The organism is Halopiger thermotolerans (assembly GCF_054654555.1).
Window position 1 is genome coordinate 482,667 of record NZ_BAAIEU010000003.1, and the last position, 23,223, is coordinate 505,889.

A 23,223-nucleotide genomic window follows, 5' to 3' on the forward strand; every position below is an offset into this window, starting at 1 on the left:
AGTAATGGTTCACCACACCGCGTACGACCTGACGATACGCTCGGACTTCCGACTGCCCGAATTACCGCTCGTCGAGGGACGGTCGAGCGACGCGGACGTAGACGTAGAGATCCGCCGCGGAAACGTCGATCCGGTTCCGGAGGCCGAAAGGGAGGCGGATTGCGGCGGCCGGCACATCGAAGCGACGCCGGACGCAGTCCGGCTGACGTACGACTCCCTCGGGTCCGTCCTGATCGAAAACGGCGAGCGGATCACTTGCGATCCGCTCGAGGAGCGCGTCGTCGAAAGAGAGCAGTTCTACCGGCTCATCGAAAACGAACTCTTGGGGCTAGTCCTCCACCAGCGAGATCACCTAGTACTCCACGCTAGTGCCGTCTCCGTGAACGGCCGGGCAGCGGTGTTTCTCGGACCGAGAGGCGCGGGGAAATCGACGACCGCGGCCGCGTTCAACGCGAGCGGGTATTCGATCCTCGAGGACGACGTCGTCGCCGTCCGATTCGATTCGAACGGCCCCACGGTACTACCGGGCGTGCCGCAACTGCGGTTGCGGCCGGACGCAGCGGCGGCCCTCGGCCTCGAGGACAGCACGACGCCCTCCTCGGATTCGTGGTACGAGAAACGACTGCTCCAGATCGACGAGATACCCGATCCCGCGCCGTTAGCCGGCTGTTACGTGCTGCGGGACGGCGACGAACTCGGCCTCGAGGCGATATCCGGACCGGAGTCGGTGTTGGAACTCGTCTCGAGAACGTACGCGCGAGGGCTTCTCGGCGATACGGATCAGTTTGGAGTTCACTTCCAGCAGTGTCGACGGGTCATCGAGACCGCGCCGATCAGGATAGTACGGCGACCCGAGGATCACGCGCGTCTCCCGGAGCTAGTCGAGGTAGTGGTTACCGATCTCAAGTAAAACAAAATAGCATCGGTAGTTACGGTGTTACGTCGGAGCGGGGTCGGTAGAGCCGAGGAGCGGGGTGTTCTCGCTCCACTGGTCGGACGCGACGCCTTCTTTGTTCACCTGTTCTGTGACCGATTCGATCGAGCCGTATTCAGTCAGTTCGGGCGGACTGTACTGACTGCTGTCTTGGTTGCCGGACATCGCATCCTGTAAGTATATCTGACATTACTTAATTCTAACTGACGTGTAGAATTAGTAACCGGTCGTGGCGGTCGGACGGAGAACGTTCCTAGCCGTCTACGCTCGAGGAACGCAGGCCAGACGTGTGGCGCCTACTATCGCTGCGAGACCGCCGAAACTGCCAATCGGCGACGGTATCCGCGTCGAACCACTTCGAGAGCGAGAGCGCTCGAAAGAGCACTCGCGCGTCTCGGATGTCAGCGTGTTCCGGGAACCGGTCGTAGGTCGTTCGCAGTTCCTGCTCGTCGAGATACGCCGTTAGCGGGCCGGGATCGTCGACGAGTCGGTGAAGGGCCTCCCGCTCGAGCGCCAACGAATTGCGGAACCCCTCGCTCATGTCGGTCTTCCACGGACGCGTTCGGATTTGGTCCGGCAGGAGGTCCCGAAGCGACCGCCGAACGATCGAACGCGTCCAGCCGTCCGAAAGCTGCTGTGACGGGGGCATCGCGAGGGAAAACTCGACGAGGCGCGTATCGGTGAACGGATACCGCGGCTCGACGCCGAACGCGGCGAACGCTAGATCCGCAGTCTCCAGGCTCGCCGTTATCAGTCCGGAACACAGGGACCGGCGCTGGCGTCGGCGGGCCGTTTCTCGGAGGACAGAGACGCCCAAATCGGTCGCTTTGAGTCGGCGTCGCAGTCCGATTCGATCGACGAACGCCGAATCGAGGGTCGGGTTCTCGGCCGCTTCTAGGACGGGGTCGCCGCGTAATCGCGAGCGCAACCGATCGATCGGTTCCGGGACGAGCGGCGATACCGCATGTCGAACGAGCAGGTGTCGGGGCGAAGCGCCGACGACGTCGCTCATCGCTCGAAGCTCGTTCCAGAGCCGCCGCCAGCGCCCCGTCCGCAGTAACTCCGAGAGAAAGCCGAGTCCGTATCCGACGGCGCTGTCTCCGAGCGCGCCCTCCAGCAGGACGTCGACGCCGTCTTGATCGGCGCGTTTCACGCGCTCCCAGATGGCGTGATGCATCGTATCGTGAGGCGGTAGATCGTAGTGACGAAACATCCGCTCGCAATCCTCGAAGGACCTGACGTCGTCGAGGAACACGTAGTTGGATTCGATCCCGCGCCGGGCGGTCACCGATTCGATGAACTCGCGCTCGTCGCTCGAGGGAGCGTCGTCGTAGACGTTCGAGAACGTCGGTAACGGTTGGTCCGACGGGAGCAGGGTCCGCGCCATCACGGTGATCGACGACGAATCGAGCCCGCCGCTGAGCGACGTTCCGACGGTGCCGCTCGTCCGAAGGCGACACTCGACGGCCTGCCGAAAGAGGTCGCGGAAGCGACGCTCGTAGGCCGAGTCCGACTCGAGCGAGATCGTTCGCGTCGAATCGAGGTCCCAGTACCGGCGCTTTTCGGCGTCGGTGCCGTCGACAGTCAGCGTGTGAGCGGGCGGAAGCCGCCGAATCGCCCGGTAAAACGTCCGCTCTTTGTCGTCGAACCGCCCGACGAGAAAATCGCCGATCTTCACCTCGTCGACGGCGGCCGAGACCTCCGGGTGAGTCAGCAGCGCTTTCATTTCGGACGCGGCCGCGAAGACGTCGTCGCCGCGGTGAACGTACAGCGGTTTGACGCCGAATCGGTCGCGTGCGCAAAAGAGAACGTCTCGGTCGCCGTCCCAGATAACGACGGCGAACGATCCAAGTAACCGTTCGGCGCAGTTCCGACCCCACTTTTCGTACGCGGCCAGGAGCAGTCGGCTATCGGGGACAGGGTGTCCGGCTTCCCGCAGCCCGAGCTTCTCGCGCAGTTCACCCCTATTGTCGAGGCGAGCGTCGGCGACGACGACGAGGTCGTCCTCCCGAACGGGCTGGTCATCGAACGTCGATTCCGGCGTCGACTGGAGGTGCTGATGGCCCAATGCGACGTTCCCGTCGCACCAGAGCCCGCTCCCGTCGGGACCGCGATGGTCGATCCGATCGAGCATCGCTCGAGCGACGCCCCGATCGAGACCGGTCCCCTGACGGTCGAACAGTGCGACGAAACCGCTCACAAGTTGGTCCCTCGGTTCAGGGGCGGTAACGGTTCGTACTGTGAGAGGTTCTCCAGCTCACCGATCAGGATCTCGCCGTCGAACTCGAGCCAACTGTGCGCTTTCACGACGCCGTCGGCGCCTTTCGTGACGCCGATCCGGTGGTCGGGCGTGAACGCGTAGAGGCGGAGGAGCGTTTCGGTCGTCAGCGACCGGACGAGACACCGCCTCGAGCCCGGCAAGTGGCGGTCAGCCGCCTCGGTAGCTGAAACGATTCGGGCCGGCGCGGGATCGCCGGGAATCGCTACTGCCGCGGCGTCGCTCGCCCGTAACAGAACCCGCCGTACCCGTTCGAACCGAATCGCGCCGAGTACCGGCGGCAACGAGAGCAACAGGGCGGCCGCAGCGAGCACTCGAACCTGATCCCCGACCGAATACGAGAGAAACGAAGGCGTTCGCCCCATGCGTGAGCTATGCCGTCTCGAACCGAACGAGGTTCTGCTCGTTCATCTCGACCAGGACGTCCTCAATGTCGGTTCGACAGCGGTCGGGAGAGACGTCGTACGTCGCGGTCACTGCATCGCACAGTTCCGCGATCGTACGCGGTCGCTGTAACGACTCCCAGACAACCGTCCCAACCTCGTTGAGCCCGTAGTATTTCTCCGCGTCCCGGTGGAGGATAACGGTCTCACCGTCGATCGTCGTTGCCAGGCAGTTCTCCGTTCGGCTGACTCGCGTCGATGCGGAAAGGTTGGTCACGTCTAGTACCCCCGATATAGGAGTGATATCGATTCCCCGACTATTAATCCTTCTGACGTGGTTCGAGATCGCGTCAGCAATTCGGAAACTAGGACACCGGGACCGCTCGGAAATCGTAGGATGCGTCTCGCTACGCTCTGCGGGTTATCCAGTTTCGAATCGTTCGAGCGCCGGGAAACCCGTCGAGTGCCCAGACGGTAAGGACGACGACAGCGAGCAGCAACTGGACGCCGAACTGGTCGAACAGCAGCTGCCGCCAGGGGAACGCGCGGAGCATTTGCACGTGGGCGACCCACTGTTGAAGGTGGTCAGCGAAGCTATCTGACGGATACGTCGGGGGAGAGAACAGGGGCCAAAGGAGATAGCGGGCGGGTTCGAAGTTCCCTGCGAGCAACGGACGCCACGCGTCACCGAGCAGATGAGTGAAGACGCCGATCGAAGCGGCGACCGCGAGCTCACCGCGGCCGTACTTTTTGCCGACGAAAAACAGCAGCAGACAGATCGGGACGGTCGTCAACAACGAGTGACCGATGGCTCGCCCGTCGAAGACGTCGAACCACCAGTTGAGCGGTTTATCGACGAGATCCGGCGCCTGCGTACCGAGTGCGAGTGCGAGCACGGGTAGCTCCCGTGGCGGGCGATCCAGACCGACGTGTGTTCCGACGGTGTAAACGAGATACCCGACGCCGAGATGGCCCCACGGAAGCATTGTCGTCTTCTCGCTAGTACAATTCGGCTACTGTAAGCTTTCGCATCCGCTCGACCTAGTACTTCCACTAGCGAGGGGACGGCTCGAGGGCGGTACTGTATTTTATTTAAATCGCTTTCGTGGTAGACGCTACGCAAAACACATGTCAGGCGACATCCGCGAAAAAGCGGCCGCGATCCGCGAGGCGATGCTGTTCCGTCCGCTCCTCGGAACCGGAATCGTCGTACTGAGTCTCGCGACGGCGCTCCTCGAGGGGATCGGACTCGGGTTTTTGCTCCCGATCGTCGAACTCGCCCGGTCGTCGGCGCCGCCGAGCGACGCGGACGGAATTCTCGGAGCCTTCGTTCGACTCTATTCGTTTTTCGGCCTCCCGTTCACGCTCGAGTTGCTCATTCTCGGGGTCGCAGCGGTCATGGGGGTCCGGTTCGTGCTGAGTTTCCTCACCGCGTGGCTGCAGTCGGTGCTCAGTATGAGCTACCAGCGCCACCTCCGGCAGCGCCTGTTCGACGCGTTGGTGTACGGACCGATCGAGTACATCGACCGAGCCGGCTCCGACGAACTCCTCAACAGCCTCATCACGGAAACGAACCGGGCCGGGGGGATCGCTATGGCGGGGTTCAAGATCGTCGAGGTGACGCTTCGCGGCGGGATCTACCTCGTCATCGCTGCGCTCCTCTCCTTGGAGCTGACGGCGGTCGCACTCGTCGGACTCGGGCTCAGCACGATAGCGGTCCGGTACGTCCTCGAGCCGGCGTACACGGCCGGCGACGACATCGCCACCGCGAACGACCGCATACAGACGATCTCCCAGACCGCAATTCAGGGAATGCGCGACGTCCGGCTGTTCAACATGCGATCGGCGCTCGTCGACCGCATGCGAAGTGTCCTCGACGACTACGAAACCGACAGCGTGAGGCTCCGGCGTAACCAGGCGGCGCTGAACAATCTCAATCGATTTTCGAACGCCGCCGTCGTCTTCGCGCTCGTCTACGCCGGGTTCAGGTACACGAGCCTCACGCTGGCGCAACTCAGCGTGTTCCTCTTTGCGGTCTTTCGACTGTCGCCCGTCGTGAACCAGATAAACACCGCCCTCTACCAATTGGACGGCCAATTGCCCCACGTCATCCGCGTCCAGTCGCGGATCCACGACCTCGAGTCGAAGAAACTGAGCGACGACAACGGTGACCGCCACGTCGAATCGATCGACCGGCTCGAGTTCGACGACGTCTCGTTCGCGTACGAGGACGGCGAGCGAGTCCTCGAGTCCGTTTCGTTCGCCGTTTCCCGCGGGGAAACGGTCGCGCTCGTCGGCCCGTCGGGCGCCGGGAAATCGACGGTCGTCTCGTTGCTCGGTCGACTGCAGCGCCCCGACGCCGGTCGAATTCTTGCCGACGGGACGCCGATCGAAGCGTTCGACGTCACGCAGTGGCGGCGACGAATCGCCGTTGTCCGGCAGGATCCGTACCTGTTCGACGGCACGCTCCTCGAAAACGTCAAAGTCGGCAATCGGGGCGCCCCCAGAGCCGCGGTCGAGCGAGCCTGTGAGGTCGCTCAGGTGACCGAATTCCTTTCGGAGCTCCCGGACGGGTACGAGACCGAACTCGGCGAGGACGGGGTGCGGCTGTCCGGCGGGCAGCAACAGCGCGTCGCGATCGCGCGAGCGCTCCTGAAAGACGCCGACCTGTTGGTGCTCGACGAAGCGACCAGCGAACTCGATTCGAACATCGAACGGGACGTATATGCAGGCATCAACGCGCTGGAGGACCGGTACGCGACGATCAGTATCGCGCACGACCTCTCGACGATCGACGACGCCGACCGGATCTACACCCTCGTCGACGGAGCCGTCGTCGAAAACGGGACCCACGAGCAACTCCTCGAACGCGACGGGCCCTACGCCGACCTCTACGCGACACAGTAAGCGTCGTGAAGCAACGTCATCGAACGACGAGGACGCGGAACGAGGCGACCGGCGAAGCGATCTCGAGCGGTCGAACTGGATTACGCCTCCGCGACGTCGACCCAGAGGTGGACGTGATACTCGGCGGTCGCAATCGACGGGTCCGCCGGGACGGCGTCGCTGCCGCCGGGGTAGAGCAACCACACGAAGCGGGTGTTCTCGGCCGTCATCGTCGGTTCGAGTCGATGTCGGTGGCGCCAGGTCTCGTTGTGAGCCAACCGCGTCTCGAATCGGTCGAGTTCGCGTTGTCGTTCGACGATCGTCTCGTTGCCGTCGACGGTTACGGCCTGCTCGAGCAGGACGACGGTATAGTTGATCGTTTCGTACTCGTGGTTGTCCACGCCGACGGTGATCGGGTGGGACTCCCCGGGGGAGAACTCCGTGGAGTAGTTGTCGGCAATCAGTTCTCCGTCCTCGGTTTCGGAGAGCAGGTACACGGCGGAGTACTGTTCGCTCTCCTGCGAGACGACGACCGCAAACGAGACCGTCCCGGCGGCGAGGACGACGGACGCGACGAGCAGGACGTTCAGGATCGTCCCGCGACGCGACGGCGACTCGAAAAGCTCGCTCCGACCGGCGCGATACCACTCGCGGTACGGGACGCGAAATCGGTCTTCCTCGGGAAGCCGCCGCCGTCGAACGACGGCGATCGCGGTCATGCCGATCGTGAACCCGGTCAGCGCGAGCATGATCGGGAGTAATCGAATCCCCCACGGAGTGAAGTTGAGGGCGAGCCCGATCAGCGGAACGACGGCGAGGCTGCCACCGAAGGAGAGCGCGACGCGCTCGAGCCGATCGATTCCCGACCGGTGGAGCAGACTGAGTCCCCAACTAGTCTCTCGAGACGGTCCACTAGTCGCCGACGCCGCGATAGCCGTCCCGTCTTCGGGAAAGAGCGCGGCGACGGAGACGTACCCGGGAACGAATAGAACGAAGACGAGCCCGAGCGGGATCCGAAGCGGCGTCGCACGCAATACCGGCACGAACACGGCGCCGTTGACGAGCCCGGTGACGACGACGGCCGCTGCGAGATCGGCCGGCAGCCTGCGCGCTCGGTTGGCAACGTCGAACCGCTGGATTCGTCGATCCTCCATTCGGTGCGGGGTATGGTTACTAACCGTGAAAAATCGGTCGATCGTCCAAACTATCGGTTTCAGTCACTCCGACGGAAACTGCGCAAGATCGGAAGCTCGGGAACCGGTAATTTCAACACGGATTGTACAAAATTAGTGAGGTGCGAATCAAACGTAACGGGTCCGGATGGCGAACTGCCCTGTCCGGAGAGATGGAAATATCCGACGCGTTACGCGGCCGTCCCGACCGAGTCGATCGACGACCGGTGAGCGTGACCACCACCGTCGCACGCCGCCGCGAAGTCAACAGAACGGGATGATCCCAATGAGTACGTCACAACCCACCGAACGATCGGAGACGGATGGCGGATCGAATACCGCTTCAGTAGCGGCGACGACAGCTCAGGCCGACCGGTTCGACATCACGTCGCGAATCGAATTTCTCGGATCCGAGAATCCGTATAAGGAGTACGTGCGAACGCGGAAAGCCTACCGGCAGGCGGCTCTCGCACTCGCGACGGTCGGCCTCGCAATGCTTGCAGGGGGCGTACTGCTACCCGCCGAACGCACCGTGCTCGTCGCGCTCGGGGCGATCGGCGTGTACGGAGCAGTGCTCACGTACTACGTAACCCCCGAGCGGTTCGTCGCTGCGAACGTGGCCGAACGCATCTACAGGACCACCGCCGATAACTGGTCGACGCTCGCGGACGCCCTCGATCTGCAATCCGTTCGCATTTATCGACCCGGAGACGGAACCCGATCACCTCGGCTGTGCGTGCCGCGACGCGAGCGCGGACGGACGCCGAACGCGCCCGGTCTCGAGGAACGGCAGGACCAGATTCTCGAGCCGATCGGCGCGGCGCTCGTGAGAGAGATCGAACACACGCTCTCGGGCGAACTCGCACAGAAACCCGCACCGCTCTCCGTGCAGCTCTGTGACGGGATCACCGACCAGTTCGAACTCGCATCTCGTGCAAATCCCCACTTCGATCCCGAATCGAACTGCGTCACAGTCGCGATCTCGGATAGTACGGTTGGACCGCTCGACCGATTCGATCATCCGATTCCGTCGATTCTCGCGACCGGACTAGCGACGGGGCTCGATCGACCGGTGAAAGTGGACGTGACCAGCGCGGACGGTCAGGCCGATTGGTTCGTCTCCTGCCAATTTTATGCGAGCAGTGCGGACCGGAATCGGATCGGGGGCGCCGACGAGGACTAGTGAAGCGCCTGGAAAGACGCGAGCGGGTGAGTCCCGCGAAGTCGACAGGGACGCGTGAGCGGTCAGCCACTCATACCGGAAGGATTTCCGGCGGGAGGATAGCGACGAGTCGGCGAACGACGAGTACCGTAAATCCGACCAGTCCGACTACGATAACCCAGATCAACCGCTGTCGCCAGCGCGGCGTCACGCTCACCGGGGCCGTGAGTTCGGTGACGACTAGGAACCCGATCAGCGAGAACAGAAAGAGCAAATCGTACGTAAGCGAATCTACGGCGGCCAAGAGGAGAACGACGCTCAGTAGCCAGGCCAGCTGTGCGTAGATAAATCGCTGTCTGCGAAGCGTTGGCATCGAGTTCGAATGTCCGTCGAGCGGCGTGATAAAATTCGGGTTTCGATCGTGAGGATCGTCGTCAGCTGACCATCGCGACACCGCGTTACGACCGGACCGTCGGTATTGAATCCACCATTTCCGCCGTGGCAGACCGGACGGCGACCGATTCGCCGATTCGACGGACGAGTTATCGAGCCGTCCGCCGAACGTCGGCGAACTGCTCGCAGCCGGTCGGACGAGCGCTGCGAGCGTTACACCCCGACGAGAGCTGTCTCTGCCTCGGCACTTATCCGTAGACATCGCTCTTGAGACCCTATTTCGTTATTCAGAAACCTTAAAATTATATCTATCCACCTATCCAAAAGAACTATTACAGGAGAATCAAATGAAAATATAAGGTTTGGAACGGATGGCTTCAACGTACGCCGACGGCTGGCTTATCGAGGTACTCGCAAATAACCGGCGGCGGATAATCATACGCAGGATCAACGAGCGAACCGAAGACGAGATACCGCTCAACGCGATCGTGGAAGATATAATCGAAGCAGAGGAAAACCGCGGTAAAGACCGAGTCTCTCGGAACAGCGTGCGCGTCTCGTTACGACAGAACCATATCCCGAAACTCGTCAAAAACGACGTGATCTCGTACGCCGAGGACGACGACGTGATCAGTGCCGCCGAGCGATACGAGACGGTAATCGATACGCTCGCTTACATAGAGAGATCGGTCGGAAAAGCAGAGCGAACCGAAGACCGGTCGCGAGATACCCGGTCACCTGCGGAGTTCTCTTACACCGCTCGAACGAGCCCCGAAGAGGTGGGCGCCGATTCCCCCGAGTCCCGATCGACCGTTCGTCCCTCTAAACTGATCCCAGACTTCACCGTTGATCCGTCCCTGATGGCGAATATAGTGCTACTCGAGACAGTGACGATATTTATTTTAGTGATCTACATTATCGTATCGTAATCGATTTCGGAGCGAATCTGAGACAGTGATCGAGTGGCTGTAATGACCGTTATACTCGTTCGTTACATACGTACGATTGTAACCCCAAATGAGAGATTTGGATACAAATCGGTCCGGAACGGGACGATTTCCGGCACGGTGTCCGAGTGACGCTACGTTCCAGCAGCGATCCCGCAGGGGATACCAAACGGTTTGAGCAACGGCCAGCGCGATATCGTCGCCAGATTTTTGGTAATAGCAACCTCCAGTTCGGGCGGCGGTTCGCCAGGGTATGTAGTTCAGTCGGAAAGAACAGCTGAACTGCTGAGAGCGTAATCGAGGCGTGAGTCCGCGCGGCGCGCCGCTACCGGGAACGAGGAAAACCGTTGGTCAGCAGGCCCAGGGTTCGAATCCCTTGCATACCCATTGCCCGGGCGCAGATGAGCGTTCACCTCGCCGCTATCGGTCCCGACGCTAGTCCCGTGAGCCTAGGCGCCCAGTCGGCCAACGAGAGAAAACGATTTACACCTCCCCGATGACGACCAGTCGGATGGCTCACCGTTCCGTTTCCGAACACGACGGCCTCGTACAACCGCCTCGAAACCGCTGGTTGGATTACCGGCCGACCGTAGAGAACTGGACGATGAAAGGCCCGAAGCTGACCGCACTCGAACTTTCCCTATCAGAGGAGCGACACAGATGACTAACGATCTCGAAACGTTCCTCGAGTCTCACGCTGATCTCGAGCAAACTATGACTGACGGAAAGTTGACGATCGCTTGGACGGCACTGTATCGCTTTGACGCTGACCTCGCCGCTGCAGTCCCGACGGATCCGCTCGCCGTCCATGACGAGATCGTCGCTGCGCTCGGAAGCTGCGATGCAATCGACGGGATCGATCCCCGCGAGCTCGACGTCACTATCCGAGGCGTTCCCGGCGGTAAAGAGGTGTGATACGGTAGTTCCGAGTACAGCATCGGCAGAAGCGGTAGAACGAATCGATCGCGGAGACGAGGCGCTCGACGGAATTTTTGAAGCTACTGCCTTCCATAACGGCCTCGATTCCCACACCGGCCATAAGTCGTTTTGGTATGAGAGATAATGACAGGGTTTATTGCGACGGAGCGGAATTACCGTACCGGCGAGGTCGGGAATCTGCCGTGACATTCGGCACGATCCATACCTCGCTAAAAACGGTATAGAGATTCCCTTCGCTGGGACCTCTCTAAAACCGCAATCCACTCCCCCCGGATGGCGGTCCCGCCGGTCATCGACCGGCATTTCATCGGTCCTGCACACGCTGCGATTATACTAGTCTATTTGACTTCCAAGAAAGAAGGGGCGTTTCCAATAGAGTTATTTTCATTCGTGATAACCGTCCAATCGGCGGGGTAGAGAGTTGCTCGATGCCTCGACAGCTTCGCCGACGCTGAAACCAGTTTACCCGCCACGGACGGTGGAAACCCCTCCCAGTTGACACACCACACCGCATCACCACGCCTGCCCCCGGAGGGACGACGTCGCCAGGATTTCTTCCTGGTGCGCCGCTACCTCTTCGTCCCGGCCGATCCGTTACCGAACCAACGCGCCGTTCACTACCGTTCGTCTTGGTGTCGACCACTGGCACTGGCCATCGTACGCAGTGAACGGTCGTGAGTTGGCCATAACCGGTATTTCATCGGCCCCGGAATAACCGCCGATGCTCAAAAAACGCCCATCGGGTGGGGGCTTCTCGGAGGAATAGTAATTTGCACATTCATTGCAGTAGTGATACATATCAACGAGCACGTCCAAAGGAGTGCTCGGTCAAGAGGTTTCGAGAAATAGTAATGGAAAACGGCGGTCCACGGCTCTCCAACGACCGGTGTGAATAGGTGGTTCGAAAGCACGGAGAACAGTTGCCGACGCCCGTGTTCGACGACGGCGTCCCATCGCTGCGTTCGTACCCCGCTATAAAGCCGAAGGAGCGGACGGAACGGGACCGTGCGGCGGTCCAGAACGAGCACGCGGGTTCGATCGACAATTGCGTCCGATCGGAAACCGGACCACGAACGGAGAACAGACCGATCGGACGCGTTAGAGATATCGAATTCCATCGCGGCGGCTACTGATCTGAGCGAGCTCCGCGATGGGGCCGACCGCATACCGACGATCACTCTCACGGAACGGGTAGTTTACCACGCAGAACGATCCTCCAGTTTCCGAGGTACGGAAGAAACGAGACGAAATTGGTTACAGACTTATGTTGACCGATAATTGTATTTCTTTTTATAGTAGTGGAGAGTACCGAAACTACGGCACGACACACGCATTTCCCGTCACACGACGGTACAACCCTTTCGCAGCGGACCGACCCCTTACAGATGTATGACTGTAACAATGGTCGATCAATGAGTCGATGGGGAGACGGCTCCGCCACAGCGGTGCCGTCGCGGGGAAACTGCTCGTGACGGTACAGTGCGCTAATGACGTGCCACTGTATATTGACAGATAGAGGTGGAGACGATATCTGAAGGACGTAATCACACAGCAGAAGCCGCTTCCGGCAGAACTCTAGACTGACGTCGTACATCGTACTGATCACACGTTCAGGAATACATCCCGCACGTTTTCCGTTTAGTCAGTACTGTTCTCGATGACGCTGATGACCCGCCGGACCGGACGTAAATAGGGGTTATTAATCCACGGATAAAGCCGATCGAGCGAGAACGTCCGGAACTGAAAATATCGTCGCTTCCGGATCGGATTGTGCGAAAGAGCGGTACGACCGAATAGCCAAGCCGCCGGAAACTGACGAGTGCCGTACTCGAGGCACGATCTCCGCACCGTCGTTCGGGAGGAGCGACGTGACGCTTCAGTGCGCGAGCGCGGTGCTCGCAGCAACGGGCGCCAGAAGACGAGTCCGGTCGTCGACATCGAGAACGACGCGTTCGTCTCGGCGGCAATTGAGGGAAGTATGATGAACTCGTTCGAACCGACACGGTCACCGGGATGATCGACGACGGCGGTTCCCTCGTCGCATCGCGGTCGTGACCGTCGGTCGTACGGTTTCGCCGCGTTTCACAACAATTAGGCACCTTCCCTCCCAACCGAGGGCTATGAAACAACTGTTCATCGACGCGGCCCGGGGCGAACGGACCGAGCGGCCGCCGGTGTGGATGATGCGACAGGCCGGGCGGTATCTCCCCGAGTACCAGGAGCTCCGGGAGGACTACTCGTTTCTCGAGGCGATCTCGACGCCGGAGGTCGCCGCCGAAATCTCGCTGCAGCCCTGGGAGCGGTTTCGTCCCGACGGCGTCGTCATGTACTCCGATATTCTCACGGTGCTCGAGCCGCTCGGGTTCTCCTACCACCTCGAGTCCGGCGTCGGCCCGGTCGTCGAGAATCCGGTCGAGTCGCCGGCCGACACGGACCGGAATCGCGGCAACGTTCGCGAAGAACTCGACTACGTCGGCGCTCTCCTCGAGCGCCTGACGGCGGAACTGGGCGACCAGGCGGCGGTGCTCGGCTTCGCGGGCGGGCCGTTCACGCTCGGCGCATACGTCTGCGAGGGCGTCTCGTCGCGGACGTTCATGGCGATCCGCCGCCTCCGCGCAGAACACCCCGAGGCGTTCGAACGGCTGCTCCGGGCGTTTACCGACGTCCTCGTCGAGTACGTCACCTACCAGGAGGAGGCCGGCGCGGACGCGATCCAGCTGTTCGACACCTACGCCGGACTGCTCTCGCCGGCGGACTACCGGGAGTTCCTCCTGCCGCTCCACCGGGAGATCCTCGAGGCCGTCGACGTGCCGACGATCGTGTTCGTCCGGAATATGAGCGGCAACCTCGAGTTGTTGGCCGACAGCGGGGCCGACGTGGTCGCGCTGGACTGGACGGTCGATATCGGGCAGGCTCGCGAGGAACTCGCGGACGAGGGCGTCGCAATTCAGGGGAACCTCGATCCGGCGCTGCTGTACGGGGAGCCAGATACTGTCCGGGAACGCACGCGTGACGTCATCGCGGCCGCCGGCGAGGGAGGCCACATTCTCAACCTCGGCCACGGCGTCGATCGGAACACGCCGGTCGAGAACGTCGAGGCGTTCTTCGAGGCGGCGAAAAAGGCGGACGACGCATAACCCGGTTCCGTCTCGAGAGGTGACTTCGATCCAGTATTCGGCGTTACCGATACGATCTTACTGCGGCTCGAGGCCGGCGTTCATGCAGTACGTCCCGGGCTCGTCGCGACACTGACACTGCCGGAGGTTGTAGTACGACGGCTCGAAGCCCGATAGGAACGGCTCGACCAGCTCCGAGAGCAGTTCCGGGAAGCGGGGATCGTCGTGGGGAACCGGCACTCGGTGGAGGTCGAGGCCGACTTCCTCGGCGTCCTCGCGGAGGTCGATATCGAGTTCGACGAGTGTCTCGGACTGCTCGTGCATGAAGCTCATCGGTTCGACGACGACGCGTTCGGCCTCGTCGTTGCGGCCGATCGACTCGACGACCGCCTCGGTCTCGGGCTCGGTCCACGAGATGTCGCGGTTCTCGTGGTTCTGGTAGCCGATCTCGTAGTCGTCGAGGCCGAGCATTCTGGCGAGCGCCTCGGCGTGTTCCTCGACGTACTGGTCGTACCGACTCCCCTCCTCGAGGTACTTCGTCGGCGTGCCGTGGGCGGAGAAGACGAACGCGGTATCGGAATCCTGCAGGTCGAGTCCCTCCTCGTCGGCGAACGCCGTGATCGAGTCAGCCCTGATGCGGTTGTAGACCGGCGATCGGTGCCACCCGGTGAGCGAGGCGACGTCCGGCTCGTAGCCGTCGATCTCGTCGATGGCGGACTCGAGGGAGTCGATCGACGAGACCGTCGTCGAGGGACCGCACAGCGGGTAGATCGGCACGGCGACGACCGAATCGATCCCGTCCTCGGCCAGTTCCTCGGCGACGTCGGGGATCAGCGGTTCCATGAACTGCATCGCGCGGTACACCTCGACGTCGTCGTCGTGGCCGCGGTCGGCGAGTTCGGCCGCGAGCGCCTCGGCCTGTGCGTCCGCTTGCTCCTGCAGCGGCGAGCCGCCGATCTCCTCGTACTCCTCCATGAGGCCGGGCAGACGCCGCTGGGCCAGTTCGCGCGAACGTTCCCACGCGGCCTCCTCGGAGTCGGCCTCCTCGAGCGAGGCGTTGTCGTAGAAGATCCGCGTGAGGTAGTCGAGCACCACGTCCCGGTCCGGCGTCGACGGTTCACCGAAGTTCAACAGGACTATTCCTGTTTGCATGGACGGGGGTTAGGATCCACCCGGTATAGATACTTCGAACTCGGCAGCACAGGACAGTGTTGCCGGCGAAAACGGGGATCGACGAATTAGCATCGGGTGGGATTGGGACGCGGTTCGTCGTCCGGACGCAAGACCGAAGCGATGTTACTCGGCGATTTCGTCGGCGAGTCGCTTGGCGTTTCGGATTCGGCCCGGAATGCCGGGCCGGCCGACGTAATTCGCACAGAGGTGAACGCCCGACGGCAACTCGAGGTCGTCCATCGCGGTCCACGAGCGATCGTACGCGGGCATGCCGGGATTCCAGCGGTGGACGTGAATCGGCGTCGCCGCGGCGCCGGTGATTCGCTCGAACGCCTGCGCCGCGACCGAGCCCAGTTCCTCGTCGCTGCTGTCGGACATCTCGGGGTATCGTCCCGGGTCGATGTAACAGGTGAATACCCCGTCGCGATCGAGGAAGCTCGCGTTCCACGTGAGCCCGCTGATCGGGACGTCCTCCGTCGACGGGACGAGCGTGCCGATCCCCTCGCCGTCGAACGCCGACTCGAGGAAGACGACGCCGATCGGATTGTAGTTGAACCGCTCGAGCGTCGCCGCAAGGTCCGCATCCACGGGCTCGAGCAGGTCGGCGCTCGTCCCTGCCGGCGTCGTCACCACGACATCGTCGACGGTCTCGCGTCCGTCGTCCGTGACGAGTTCATACCCGTCGTTGGCCGCCCGAATTTCGGTGACCGGCGTCTCGAGGGAGATCGCGTCGGCGTGTTCCTCGTACAGTCGCTCCGACAGTTCGCCGAGGCCGTTCTCGAACGTACAGATCGGCGGCGTCTCGCGGTCCGAGAGGACCCGCCGAACGATCGCCGCGAGGATGCTGCCGTCGATGCCGGCGTTCTCGAGCGCGCGCCCGAGCGAGTACTCGACTAACATGTCCTGCGGGTCGGTGCCGTACAGGCCGCTGTACAGCGGCCCCATGAATCGGCGGGCGGCCTGGCGGCCGAACTTCCGGACGAGGAACTCGTCGACCGTCTCGTTCGGCCGCGCCGGATCGGTAAGCGGCTCCTTCAGAATCCGCAGCTTCCCCAGCGGACTCAGGAGATCGGTCGTCAGGGCCTCGCGAACGGACAGCGGAACGACGCGCAGCTTCCCGTCGTAATAGATGTACAGCGGCTGCTCGTCGTCGCCTCGTCGGAGTCGATCGTGAAGGTCGAGCTCATCGACCATCGCCTCAATGCCCGGGGTGAGCCGCAACCGCTGCGGGCCCAGTTCGACGACCCGACCGTCGACGCGCCGGCTCCGCATGATTCCCCCGGGTTCCTCCCGCGCCTCGAACACGACGACGTCGACATCCCGATCGGCGAGGGAGTGGACGAGCGACAGCCCCGAAATTCCGGCGCCCACGACGCCGACGGTCATCGGCTATCACCCGTCGATCGGCTCCGGGGCGCTCCCGCGCGGCGATCACCAACGCGACCTCTCACTCTCATTCTCTCTCGAGTATTGCTAACTCGGAGATATAACGATTCCGTTGTCGAAGGCAGTCCTCGAGGTCCGGAGTCGGCGTAGACGATGCCGATTCGCAGACCTATCGGACTCGACTGAACGACGACTCGGATATAAATCGTGAATATGATCAGGTCGGTATTCAGGTCGCGGGAACGACCCGGCACCCGTATCCGGAATACGATCGAAGAACCGCATATGACCGACACAGTCGACGATCCGACCGCGTGTGCCCGTGCCGAAAGGGACGGCGAACTCGGCTGTAACCCGGAGCTGCTCATCGAACTGCTCAACGACGACGACGCGAGGGCGATCTACCTCCACCTCGAGGAGCCGTCGACGGTCGGCGATTTGGCCGACGAACTCGATCTGCCACAGTCGACGGCGTACAGAAAAGTACAGAACCTCCACGAGGCCGGCTTGATCAGCCGGCTCAACGAGCGCTCCCGAAGCGGCGTTCCGTCACACTACGTACAGGCGATCGACCACGTTACGGTGACCTACGACGATCCGTTGCGGATCGAGTGCGTTCGAAAGGGTATGACCCTCTATTGCGAACCGTAGGACGGGCGATTTCGATCGTCTCGTTTCGAACCGATCGTCGATTGACCGGCCGTTTGTCCGTTTCGCGATGGGTGTGATCGTTATGCGTCGTGGTAGTGTCCGTATTGGTCAAGTTACCCTGTCGCTCAGAAACCGCTTTTCGGTCACGTTTTGATCACCACGATTAAACCAACCGCACAATCCGAAGCGGGAGAGGTCAGTCAGACAGCCGTCATCATCGACGGAAAATACCGTGTCTGAGGGCTCGTGTTTCTCGGTCAGCCGCTACAGGACATAGTAGCTGGTCGGTATCTCGTCATCCGAAGACTGCAACATCGAGTATCAACCGCGAGTCGAGCTTTATTGTATCTAACCCCCAAGACTATCCACCTCTGATTTTGACGGGTATTTTATTAATAGTGGCCGACTACAATGTCGTGTCCTCCTGGAGATTGGAGGAAAACAATGGGGGTTTCGCCTCCTATCGCTGTAATCTTGCCCTCAATCTACTCCGAAAGGCCGTAGGGGAAATGATCCAGCTTCGGAGTATTGTCGATCACGCGCTGACCCGCGCGGCCAGCCGGGATGCGCTCGGCGTCATCGACGTCAGCGGCGACCCCATCCGCGACGTCTACAACGAGGATCCATAACGGAACTCGAGGATCCTCGGACCCTCGATCGGCGGGTTAGCCACGAAACAGCTAACGGCGAATCCGGGTCTTCGCACACCGATTGGCGGTTGCGAATGGTCGCAACGGAGGTGCGAGTGATCCGCTTCGCCATACGTAGTCGCTTCTGCTATTCCTGCGTTTAATCGCGCTGGGACAGGCGGGAGCAGTGTCGTGTGGGGAGACGGCTTGTGATACCGTTTGTCCGGTAATCGCGGTATCCTCTTATTCGTTCAGTGCGCTTCACGGCTCCAGCTACAGCTGAACAATACTGGTGTTTCAGGCCTAACGCTGAAATGTGCGTCGCCGATAGCAATGCAGAATGCTTCGACAGGATACGAAGACCGACGACCGACGGAGGAACGAACGAGGCCGAGGCGGCAGCCTGCTTCGGAAGGGCTTACCCGTCGCGGCCGCGTTCGTCGCGGGTTATCTGCTCCGACGGCGACTCGACAATGCCAGGAATACGACAGAATCGAACATCGATCACGGCGGACTGGCAGAAATCGTGTCACAGGTACGCCAAAGGACAGCGTTTAGCGGCAACGAAGTAGCCGCTACCGAGGTCCCAATCGACGGACGCGGTACCGCGGAAAGCACCCCGAACGAGCCAGAGGCGGACTCCGCCCGGACCGCGATCCCAGCTGCTGTCGGGACCGCCGACATTGAGCGAGCAATTACGTCCCTTTCCGCGCCGACAACTCGAGGAATGCCGATGCTCGGCCTCGGTACTCACCACCACGCGTCGTACGACGAGTGCCGCGAAACCGTCCGACAGGCGCTTCGGACGGGCTACCGTCACATCGACACGACCGTCCGGCGCGAAGCCTATCACAACGAGTCCGCCGTCGGCGACGCCGTCGACGCGTCCGAGGTCGACCGCGAGGAGCTCTTCGTGGCGACGAAAGTCGACCCCGCTGACCTAGACGCCAGGCGCATCCGAATCAGCGTCGAGGAGAGCCTCGACCGACTCGGAATGGAGTACGTCGACATGCTGTATCCCCGCTCGCCGACCGAGGAGTACGAGGCCGACGAGACGCTGGCGACCTTCGGAACCCTCCACGAGGAGGGACTCGTCGAACGGATCGGCGTCAGTAACTTCACCGTCGACCACCTCGAGGAAGCGCTCGAGGTGTCCGAAAAACCGATCTTCGCCAACCAGGTCGAGATGCACCCCCTGCTCCCGCAGGAGGAACTTCGGGCGTTCTGTGCTCGAGACGACGTCGACGTGGAGCTCGTCGCGTACTCACCGCTCGCCCGCGGCGCCGTCGAGGACGTAGACGAGATCCGAGAAGTGGCCGCCAAGCACGGGGCGAGCCCCGAACAGATCAGCCTCGCGTGGCTCCGTGAGAAGGGGGTAAGCGCCGTTCCGAGGGCCACGAGCACGGCGCACCTCCGGGAGAACTGGCTCAGTCTCGGCGTGGACCTCGACGACGAGGACGTGGCGACACTGGACGGCATTGAGGAGCGCCGACGCATCGTCGATCCCGCCGACGCGCCGTGGAACCGCTGATGCGTGATCGGCTATAGATCGCCTCCCGATATCGCCGACGGGCAGTAGGTCCGTCGACTGTCGATTGCCGTGAACGGAATTTCTCCCTTCTGGAGGTGTGTTCCTGCCCGCAAACGCCGGTAGAACGGTTTTTGGCAGCGAGGCTCTAGCGGGATCTGGAATGATGAAACGCTCAATGCTAAGCGGAGCGGTCGGGTCCTCGGAGAACGAGATGGACGAACAGATTCAGGAGGCAGTAGTCGATGCGATCACGGAGTCGAACGACAAGACCGTCGAGATCAAGCCGGCGAACGAGTCGAGCGGTCGAAAGATGCTTCCGCTACTGCTACTCATCGGCGGCGCGTTCGCAGCCGGCTACTTCCTCCGAAAGTCGCAGAAACCGAAACAGAAGTTCCAGAGCGTGGCGAGCGAGACCGCTGACCGGACCAAGCAGATGACCGAACAGGCCGCCGACACGATCCAAGAGGGCGGCGAGACGGTGGCCAATCGCGTCGAGGAAGGGTCGCAGAAGGCCGGCGAGCAGGTCCAGCAGACGGCCGAGAGTGCGGCCGAAAAAACCGAACAGGCCGGCGAGAAGGCGGCCGAGAAAGCGGACGAGAGTGGCTCGGGCGGCAGTTCGTCAGGCAGTTAGAATGACGGCGAGGACGGGAACCTGAATTTACACTTTCTATCCCACAACAGGTGCTACAGGTCGATATCCTGTCGTCGAAACACTACGATATCGGGGCACTGTCTCGTTTCGCACCGCCACTGGCGTCTGTCCGTTGAGTAACTAATGCGGTTGCTGTGTCATAGTAATGTACGAACTTTGCAAGTCACTCTCTAACACTCGCCCGACTGTCGACCCACGCTTTCTCTGTCGACGGATTCCCTTCCAGGTGGTCACGATGACTAGCGAAGTGCAGTGTATCCGCTATATCACAGAGCCGGTCAAGAAAGAAACTACTCGCATGGTTCTTCTGGCGCCTCCGCTGCACCACTTTCCAGATCGTCGACGTTCGATTCAGATATCGTCATTACCATCATTACTGTCGTCCATTGGTCGAAGGCTACGCAGACAACCGTGTCGTCTGTCGTTAATGCATACCCGTATGACCTGAGCGCCATGTCGAACTCGAGTAATTCCGGCTACCTGCGAGTCGTATAGCCAATTCAGGGCGCGTACTTATCGTTGTCAGACGCATTAAATTTGGTATGAGTGAGCTTACCGATAGTCTTATGATACTACTGATCGCATCTGTCGCACTCGGAGGAATGCTTGTCGGCTGGTTAGGCGGATTCGTGGTGCCAGCACTTAGCGGATGGTCGGACAATATTGGGATGGCTGTGATAGCCGTCCTCTTCGTTGCTATCCTTATCGGGATCTGGTTCGAATTCGATCATATCCGCGCCGATCGCGACTGATCCATACCCTCGCTACTCACCGTGATCGGCTTCCGTGTCCGCTGTACCATTGATGGACTATTTTATAAGTGCACTATAATCAAACATGCTCGCTACCTTGGTCTCGTTCTGTGATCTTCGTATCCCCGATCTCCCCTACGGGGATCCACTTATCCGTTTCAGTACCGTGCTTGTATCTTCGAACTCGAGGTCGTTCCCATTCGCCATCGGTGTACGTCGCACTGATCTCGTATCGAGTTGTTTCTGTCTCGTCTTCTTCTTCGATCTCGATTCGGAGGTGGTCTTCAGGAACATAGTCAACGGATCCGGCTTTACCTTCGACTGAGGTGCCGTTGAGGAGCGTCACTCGGAGTTCGTCATGGACATCAACCTCCGTTAGCGTATCTATAGGGTCTGTCATAAGCGTTCAAACCCATTTTGAGAGTATAATTTTAGACGGCGCAATATCATGCACCCTCATCGATCAAGTATGGCAAATCGAAGGCAGGAGGTCGACGATCAAGGATTGAATAGGCGGGCGAAACAGTCAATCGTAGACTTCGCCGAAGCGTTCGCGGGATCCGAACCACGTCCCAAGCGTTACGCCGTAAATTGCATGTCCAACGTGAAATACGAGCACTTCATCGTCCTCTAACTTTCGATCGAGAAGACGCCGAAAGATGATGCGATGACCAAAGACGGATAACGCGAGCCCGTACACGAGCCCAGTAACAAGGCCTAAGCGCTCTCGGTCGAAGCGAGTCTGGCGATCGAGGACGGCAAAGACGGGGCCGAAGATCACTCCGCCACCGACGCCGTAGAGAAAGTGGAGAACTAACCCTTGAACGAGATACTGATCGGCTTCTCCACCTTCGACAAACTGGGCCCAAAACTCGGCTGTCGGTGGAAGGGCACGAAAAATCGGCCACCGATACAGCGTCATGACGGCCGTTGCGATAAATCCTCCTTTCAGTCCACGAATCAAAGCGCGAAAGAGAATCGAAGGAGCCGGGAGTAGTTGCTGCTTTTCCTGACCGGAGGGACGTCGCTGAGTACGGCTTTGGGCATTCATACCTCACTGATCTTTTGTAAAGCGGTTAGCCGTAGTGCTGGAACTTTCACGGTCTTCCGAAGGCAAGTTAGAAAACATCTTTCCGTCGATTGCTGTGTGAGCCATGAGACTGATTTAACCCCCCGGCCCGAGTCAATCAGGACTCGAGTTTCTCGACTCGAGCTCGTCCGCGGAACGCGATGACGGCCGGCGCGACTACTTCGTTAGGTCGACCTGTATCGCCTTCGCCGTACTGATCACCTGCCCGGTGATGTCCTCCTGCAGGTAGCGACCGGACAGTCGATCCGACGGTCCCGCGACGCCGATCGCAGCGGCCGGCGCGCGCTCGTCGAGCCCAACGGTGGTTCCGACGCCGACGACCCCGTCGGTCTGTTCTTCTCTGGAAAACGCAATGTCGTTCTCTCGGATTGATCGGAGCTCCGATTCGAGGGACCGTTCGCTCGAAATCGTGTTGTCAGTCACCGATCGCAGGCCGCGTTTCGAGACGATCTCGTCGAGACGATCGTCGTCGAACGTAGCGAGAATCGCCTTCCCGGGCGCGGTAACGTGCAGCGGAAGCGCGTCGCCACAGATGTAGTCCGGCGACCAGGAGGTCCTTCCCGCGGCCATGTACATACAGATACCGAGACCGTCCTCCTCGACGAACAGCGTCACGACTTCATCGGTCGTCTCGGCGAGGTTGTCGACGTGCGATCGTGCCACGCGGTAGACGTCGTGGTTCAACCGAGTCCGCTCGCCCGGCGCGAGCAGGCGGAGCGACGGCCGATATTTCCGATCGGCTTGCCGGACGTAACCGAGTTCCGAGAGCGTTCCCAAGTGGTTGTAGACGACCCCTTTCGAGAGGCCGACCGCCTCGGCCAGTTCGGTGACGCCCATCGGTCGATCCGCTTCGACGAGAGCTTCTAGTATTTCGAACGAATGTACCGTCGCTTCGACAGTTTTCGGACTCTCACTCGACATCGATTGCGTCGCGATAGACGGCCGAGCATCATAAAATTGTTTTCCAGAGCGAAACAGCAGCGCTCGGGATGGCTCGCTGGGAATCCAGTACGATGCACATGATCGTTAATTATGTGAATTGTTTCCAATACGTTATCAGCGAACTGCGGACTGTTTTCCAGAGGGAAACAGAGAGGAAGTCCATATTTTTCCGCTTCTGTGGCTCAGAGCGGCCGATTTCTATTCTTC

22 protein-coding genes and 1 tRNA gene are annotated in these 23,223 nt (G+C 60.8%); 11 read left to right on the plus strand and 12 right to left on the minus strand.

From position 1 onward, the window contains the following. Window positions 1-4 precede the first annotated feature (4 nt). Complete coding sequence (locus ACYQ26_RS07415; RefSeq protein WP_459808236.1) at window positions 5-910, plus strand: hypothetical protein; 906 nt, start codon at window positions 5-7, stop codon at window positions 908-910. A gap of 27 nt (window positions 911-937) precedes the next feature. On the opposite strand, the gene ACYQ26_RS07420 is transcribed toward ACYQ26_RS07415, so the two are convergent. The 5 genes from ACYQ26_RS07420 to ACYQ26_RS07440 form a co-directional block, all read right to left on the minus strand. Continuing rightward, a complete protein-coding gene (locus ACYQ26_RS07420) occupies window positions 938-1,099 on the minus strand; it encodes a putative RiPP precursor (protein WP_459808237.1) in 162 nt (53 codons plus the stop codon). Window positions 1,100-1,187: 88 nt separating this feature from the next. After that, window positions 1,188-3,134, minus strand: coding sequence for an asparagine synthase (glutamine-hydrolyzing) (gene asnB, locus ACYQ26_RS07425; protein WP_459808238.1), 1,947 nt, complete (start codon window positions 3,132-3,134; stop codon window positions 1,188-1,190). Further along, a complete protein-coding gene (locus ACYQ26_RS07430) occupies window positions 3,131-3,577 on the minus strand; it encodes a lasso peptide biosynthesis B2 protein (protein ID WP_459808239.1) in 447 nt (148 codons plus the stop codon). Before ACYQ26_RS07430 ends, asnB begins: the two co-directional genes overlap by 4 nt. A gap of 7 nt (window positions 3,578-3,584) precedes the next feature. Continuing rightward, window positions 3,585-3,872, minus strand: coding sequence for a PqqD family protein (locus ACYQ26_RS07435; RefSeq protein WP_459808240.1), 288 nt, complete (start codon window positions 3,870-3,872; stop codon window positions 3,585-3,587). 130 nt (window positions 3,873-4,002) lie between these two features. Next, complete coding sequence (locus ACYQ26_RS07440; RefSeq protein ID WP_459808241.1) at window positions 4,003-4,581, minus strand: metal-dependent hydrolase; 579 nt, start codon at window positions 4,579-4,581, stop codon at window positions 4,003-4,005. Between the two features lie 142 nt (window positions 4,582-4,723). Here ACYQ26_RS07440 and ACYQ26_RS07445 point away from each other — a divergent pair, with 142 nt between their 5' ends. After that, window positions 4,724-6,502, plus strand: a complete 1,779-nt coding sequence (locus tag ACYQ26_RS07445) for an ABC transporter ATP-binding protein (RefSeq protein ID WP_459808242.1) — start codon at window positions 4,724-4,726, stop codon at window positions 6,500-6,502. 80 nt (window positions 6,503-6,582) lie between these two features. Here the strand turns inward: ACYQ26_RS07445 and ACYQ26_RS07450 are convergent, their stop codons facing one another. Beyond that, a complete protein-coding gene (locus ACYQ26_RS07450) occupies window positions 6,583-7,635 on the minus strand; it encodes a DUF1616 domain-containing protein (RefSeq protein ID WP_459808243.1) in 1,053 nt (350 codons plus the stop codon). A gap of 304 nt (window positions 7,636-7,939) precedes the next feature. Here ACYQ26_RS07450 and ACYQ26_RS07455 point away from each other — a divergent pair, with 304 nt between their 5' ends. Beyond that, window positions 7,940-8,836, plus strand: a complete 897-nt coding sequence (locus ACYQ26_RS07455; RefSeq protein WP_487247245.1) for a DUF7982 domain-containing protein — start codon at window positions 7,940-7,942, stop codon at window positions 8,834-8,836. A 70-nt stretch (window positions 8,837-8,906) separates the two neighbouring features. On the opposite strand, the gene ACYQ26_RS07460 is transcribed toward ACYQ26_RS07455, so the two are convergent. Next, entirely contained in the window at window positions 8,907-9,188 is a 282-nt protein-coding gene (locus ACYQ26_RS07460; protein WP_459808245.1) for a DUF8044 family membrane protein, read from the minus strand. A gap of 391 nt (window positions 9,189-9,579) precedes the next feature. Between ACYQ26_RS07460 and ACYQ26_RS07465 the strand changes: the two genes are divergently transcribed. From ACYQ26_RS07465 to hemE, 4 genes are all read left to right on the plus strand, one after another. Continuing rightward, window positions 9,580-10,137 (plus strand): DUF7344 domain-containing protein, encoded by a 558-nt coding sequence (locus tag ACYQ26_RS07465; RefSeq protein ID WP_459808246.1) that lies wholly within the window; start codon window positions 9,580-9,582, stop codon window positions 10,135-10,137. Between the two features lie 267 nt (window positions 10,138-10,404). After that, window positions 10,405-10,542, plus strand: a tRNA-OTHER gene (locus ACYQ26_RS07470). Window positions 10,543-10,815: 273 nt separating this feature from the next. Beyond that, entirely contained in the window at window positions 10,816-11,070 is a 255-nt protein-coding gene (locus tag ACYQ26_RS07475; RefSeq protein WP_459808247.1) for a hypothetical protein, read from the plus strand. Window positions 11,071-13,214: 2,144 nt separating this feature from the next. Further along, complete coding sequence (gene hemE, locus ACYQ26_RS07480) at window positions 13,215-14,231, plus strand: uroporphyrinogen decarboxylase (RefSeq protein WP_459808248.1); 1,017 nt, start codon at window positions 13,215-13,217, stop codon at window positions 14,229-14,231. 57 nt (window positions 14,232-14,288) lie between these two features. On the opposite strand, the gene hemH is transcribed toward hemE, so the two are convergent. Further along, complete coding sequence (hemH, locus tag ACYQ26_RS07485) at window positions 14,289-15,362, minus strand: ferrochelatase (protein WP_459808249.1); 1,074 nt, start codon at window positions 15,360-15,362, stop codon at window positions 14,289-14,291. Window positions 15,363-15,506: 144 nt separating this feature from the next. Continuing rightward, window positions 15,507-16,769 (minus strand): protoporphyrinogen oxidase, encoded by a 1,263-nt coding sequence (hemG, locus tag ACYQ26_RS07490; RefSeq protein WP_459808250.1) that lies wholly within the window; start codon window positions 16,767-16,769, stop codon window positions 15,507-15,509. 285 nt (window positions 16,770-17,054) lie between these two features. On the opposite strand from hemG, the gene ACYQ26_RS07495 reads away from it, so the two are divergent. The 4 genes from ACYQ26_RS07495 (at window position 17,055) to ACYQ26_RS07510 (ending at window position 20,984) form a co-directional block, all read left to right on the plus strand. Then, window positions 17,055-17,420, plus strand: a complete 366-nt coding sequence (locus ACYQ26_RS07495; protein WP_459808251.1) for a helix-turn-helix domain-containing protein — start codon at window positions 17,055-17,057, stop codon at window positions 17,418-17,420. Window positions 17,421-18,776: 1,356 nt separating this feature from the next. Continuing rightward, the gene (locus ACYQ26_RS07500; RefSeq protein ID WP_459808252.1) at window positions 18,777-19,580 is read left to right on the plus strand and encodes an aldo/keto reductase; all 804 of its coding nucleotides are present in this window, start codon (window positions 18,777-18,779) and stop codon (window positions 19,578-19,580) included. 163 nt (window positions 19,581-19,743) lie between these two features. Next, window positions 19,744-20,211 carry a hypothetical protein gene (locus ACYQ26_RS07505; RefSeq protein ID WP_459808253.1) on the plus strand — a complete coding sequence of 156 codons (468 nt, stop codon included), beginning with the start codon at window positions 19,744-19,746 and terminating at the stop codon, window positions 20,209-20,211. Window positions 20,212-20,774: 563 nt separating this feature from the next. After that, a complete protein-coding gene (locus ACYQ26_RS07510; protein WP_459808254.1) occupies window positions 20,775-20,984 on the plus strand; it encodes a hypothetical protein in 210 nt (69 codons plus the stop codon). A gap of 79 nt (window positions 20,985-21,063) precedes the next feature. Here ACYQ26_RS07510 and ACYQ26_RS07515 read toward each other — a convergent pair whose 3' ends face one another. From ACYQ26_RS07515 to ACYQ26_RS07525, 3 genes are all read right to left on the minus strand, one after another. Further along, window positions 21,064-21,384 (minus strand): hypothetical protein, encoded by a 321-nt coding sequence (locus ACYQ26_RS07515; RefSeq protein ID WP_459808255.1) that lies wholly within the window; start codon window positions 21,382-21,384, stop codon window positions 21,064-21,066. 126 nt (window positions 21,385-21,510) lie between these two features. After that, a complete protein-coding gene (locus tag ACYQ26_RS07520) occupies window positions 21,511-22,035 on the minus strand; it encodes a DUF6789 family protein (RefSeq protein ID WP_459808256.1) in 525 nt (174 codons plus the stop codon). A 195-nt stretch (window positions 22,036-22,230) separates the two neighbouring features. After that, window positions 22,231-22,995 (minus strand): IclR family transcriptional regulator, encoded by a 765-nt coding sequence (locus ACYQ26_RS07525; protein ID WP_459808257.1) that lies wholly within the window; start codon window positions 22,993-22,995, stop codon window positions 22,231-22,233. Window positions 22,996-23,223 lie beyond the last annotated feature (228 nt).

Coding starts and splice junctions, on each gene's coding strand:
- ACYQ26_RS07520 (WP_459808256.1), bottom strand. CDS start 22,035: ATGAATGCCCAAAGCCGTACTCAGCGACGTCCCTCCGGTCAGGAAAAG.
- ACYQ26_RS07475 (WP_459808247.1), top strand. CDS start 10,816: ATGACTAACGATCTCGAAACGTTCCTCGAGTCTCACGCTGATCTCGAG.
- ACYQ26_RS07465 (WP_459808246.1), top strand. CDS start 9,580: ATGGCTTCAACGTACGCCGACGGCTGGCTTATCGAGGTACTCGCAAAT.
- ACYQ26_RS07430 (WP_459808239.1), bottom strand. CDS start 3,577: ATGGGGCGAACGCCTTCGTTTCTCTCGTATTCGGTCGGGGATCAGGTT.
- ACYQ26_RS07495 (WP_459808251.1), top strand. CDS start 17,055: ATGACCGACACAGTCGACGATCCGACCGCGTGTGCCCGTGCCGAAAGG.
- ACYQ26_RS07515 (WP_459808255.1), bottom strand. CDS start 21,384: ATGACAGACCCTATAGATACGCTAACGGAGGTTGATGTCCATGACGAA.
- hemE (WP_459808248.1), top strand. CDS start 13,215: ATGAAACAACTGTTCATCGACGCGGCCCGGGGCGAACGGACCGAGCGG.
- ACYQ26_RS07510 (WP_459808254.1), top strand. CDS start 20,775: ATGAGTGAGCTTACCGATAGTCTTATGATACTACTGATCGCATCTGTC.
- ACYQ26_RS07420 (WP_459808237.1), bottom strand. CDS start 1,099: ATGTCCGGCAACCAAGACAGCAGTCAGTACAGTCCGCCCGAACTGACT.
- ACYQ26_RS07500 (WP_459808252.1), top strand. CDS start 18,777: ATGCCGATGCTCGGCCTCGGTACTCACCACCACGCGTCGTACGACGAG.
- hemG (WP_459808250.1), bottom strand. CDS start 16,769: ATGACCGTCGGCGTCGTGGGCGCCGGAATTTCGGGGCTGTCGCTCGTC.
- ACYQ26_RS07440 (WP_459808241.1), bottom strand. CDS start 4,581: ATGCTTCCGTGGGGCCATCTCGGCGTCGGGTATCTCGTTTACACCGTC.
- ACYQ26_RS07415 (WP_459808236.1), top strand. CDS start 5: ATGGTTCACCACACCGCGTACGACCTGACGATACGCTCGGACTTCCGA.
- ACYQ26_RS07525 (WP_459808257.1), bottom strand. CDS start 22,995: ATGTCGAGTGAGAGTCCGAAAACTGTCGAAGCGACGGTACATTCGTTC.
- ACYQ26_RS07455 (WP_487247245.1), top strand. CDS start 7,940: ATGAGTACGTCACAACCCACCGAACGATCGGAGACGGATGGCGGATCG.
- ACYQ26_RS07445 (WP_459808242.1), top strand. CDS start 4,724: ATGTCAGGCGACATCCGCGAAAAAGCGGCCGCGATCCGCGAGGCGATG.
- ACYQ26_RS07460 (WP_459808245.1), bottom strand. CDS start 9,188: ATGCCAACGCTTCGCAGACAGCGATTTATCTACGCACAGCTGGCCTGG.
- ACYQ26_RS07505 (WP_459808253.1), top strand. CDS start 19,744: ATGAAACGCTCAATGCTAAGCGGAGCGGTCGGGTCCTCGGAGAACGAG.
- ACYQ26_RS07450 (WP_459808243.1), bottom strand. CDS start 7,635: ATGGAGGATCGACGAATCCAGCGGTTCGACGTTGCCAACCGAGCGCGC.
- hemH (WP_459808249.1), bottom strand. CDS start 15,362: ATGCAAACAGGAATAGTCCTGTTGAACTTCGGTGAACCGTCGACGCCG.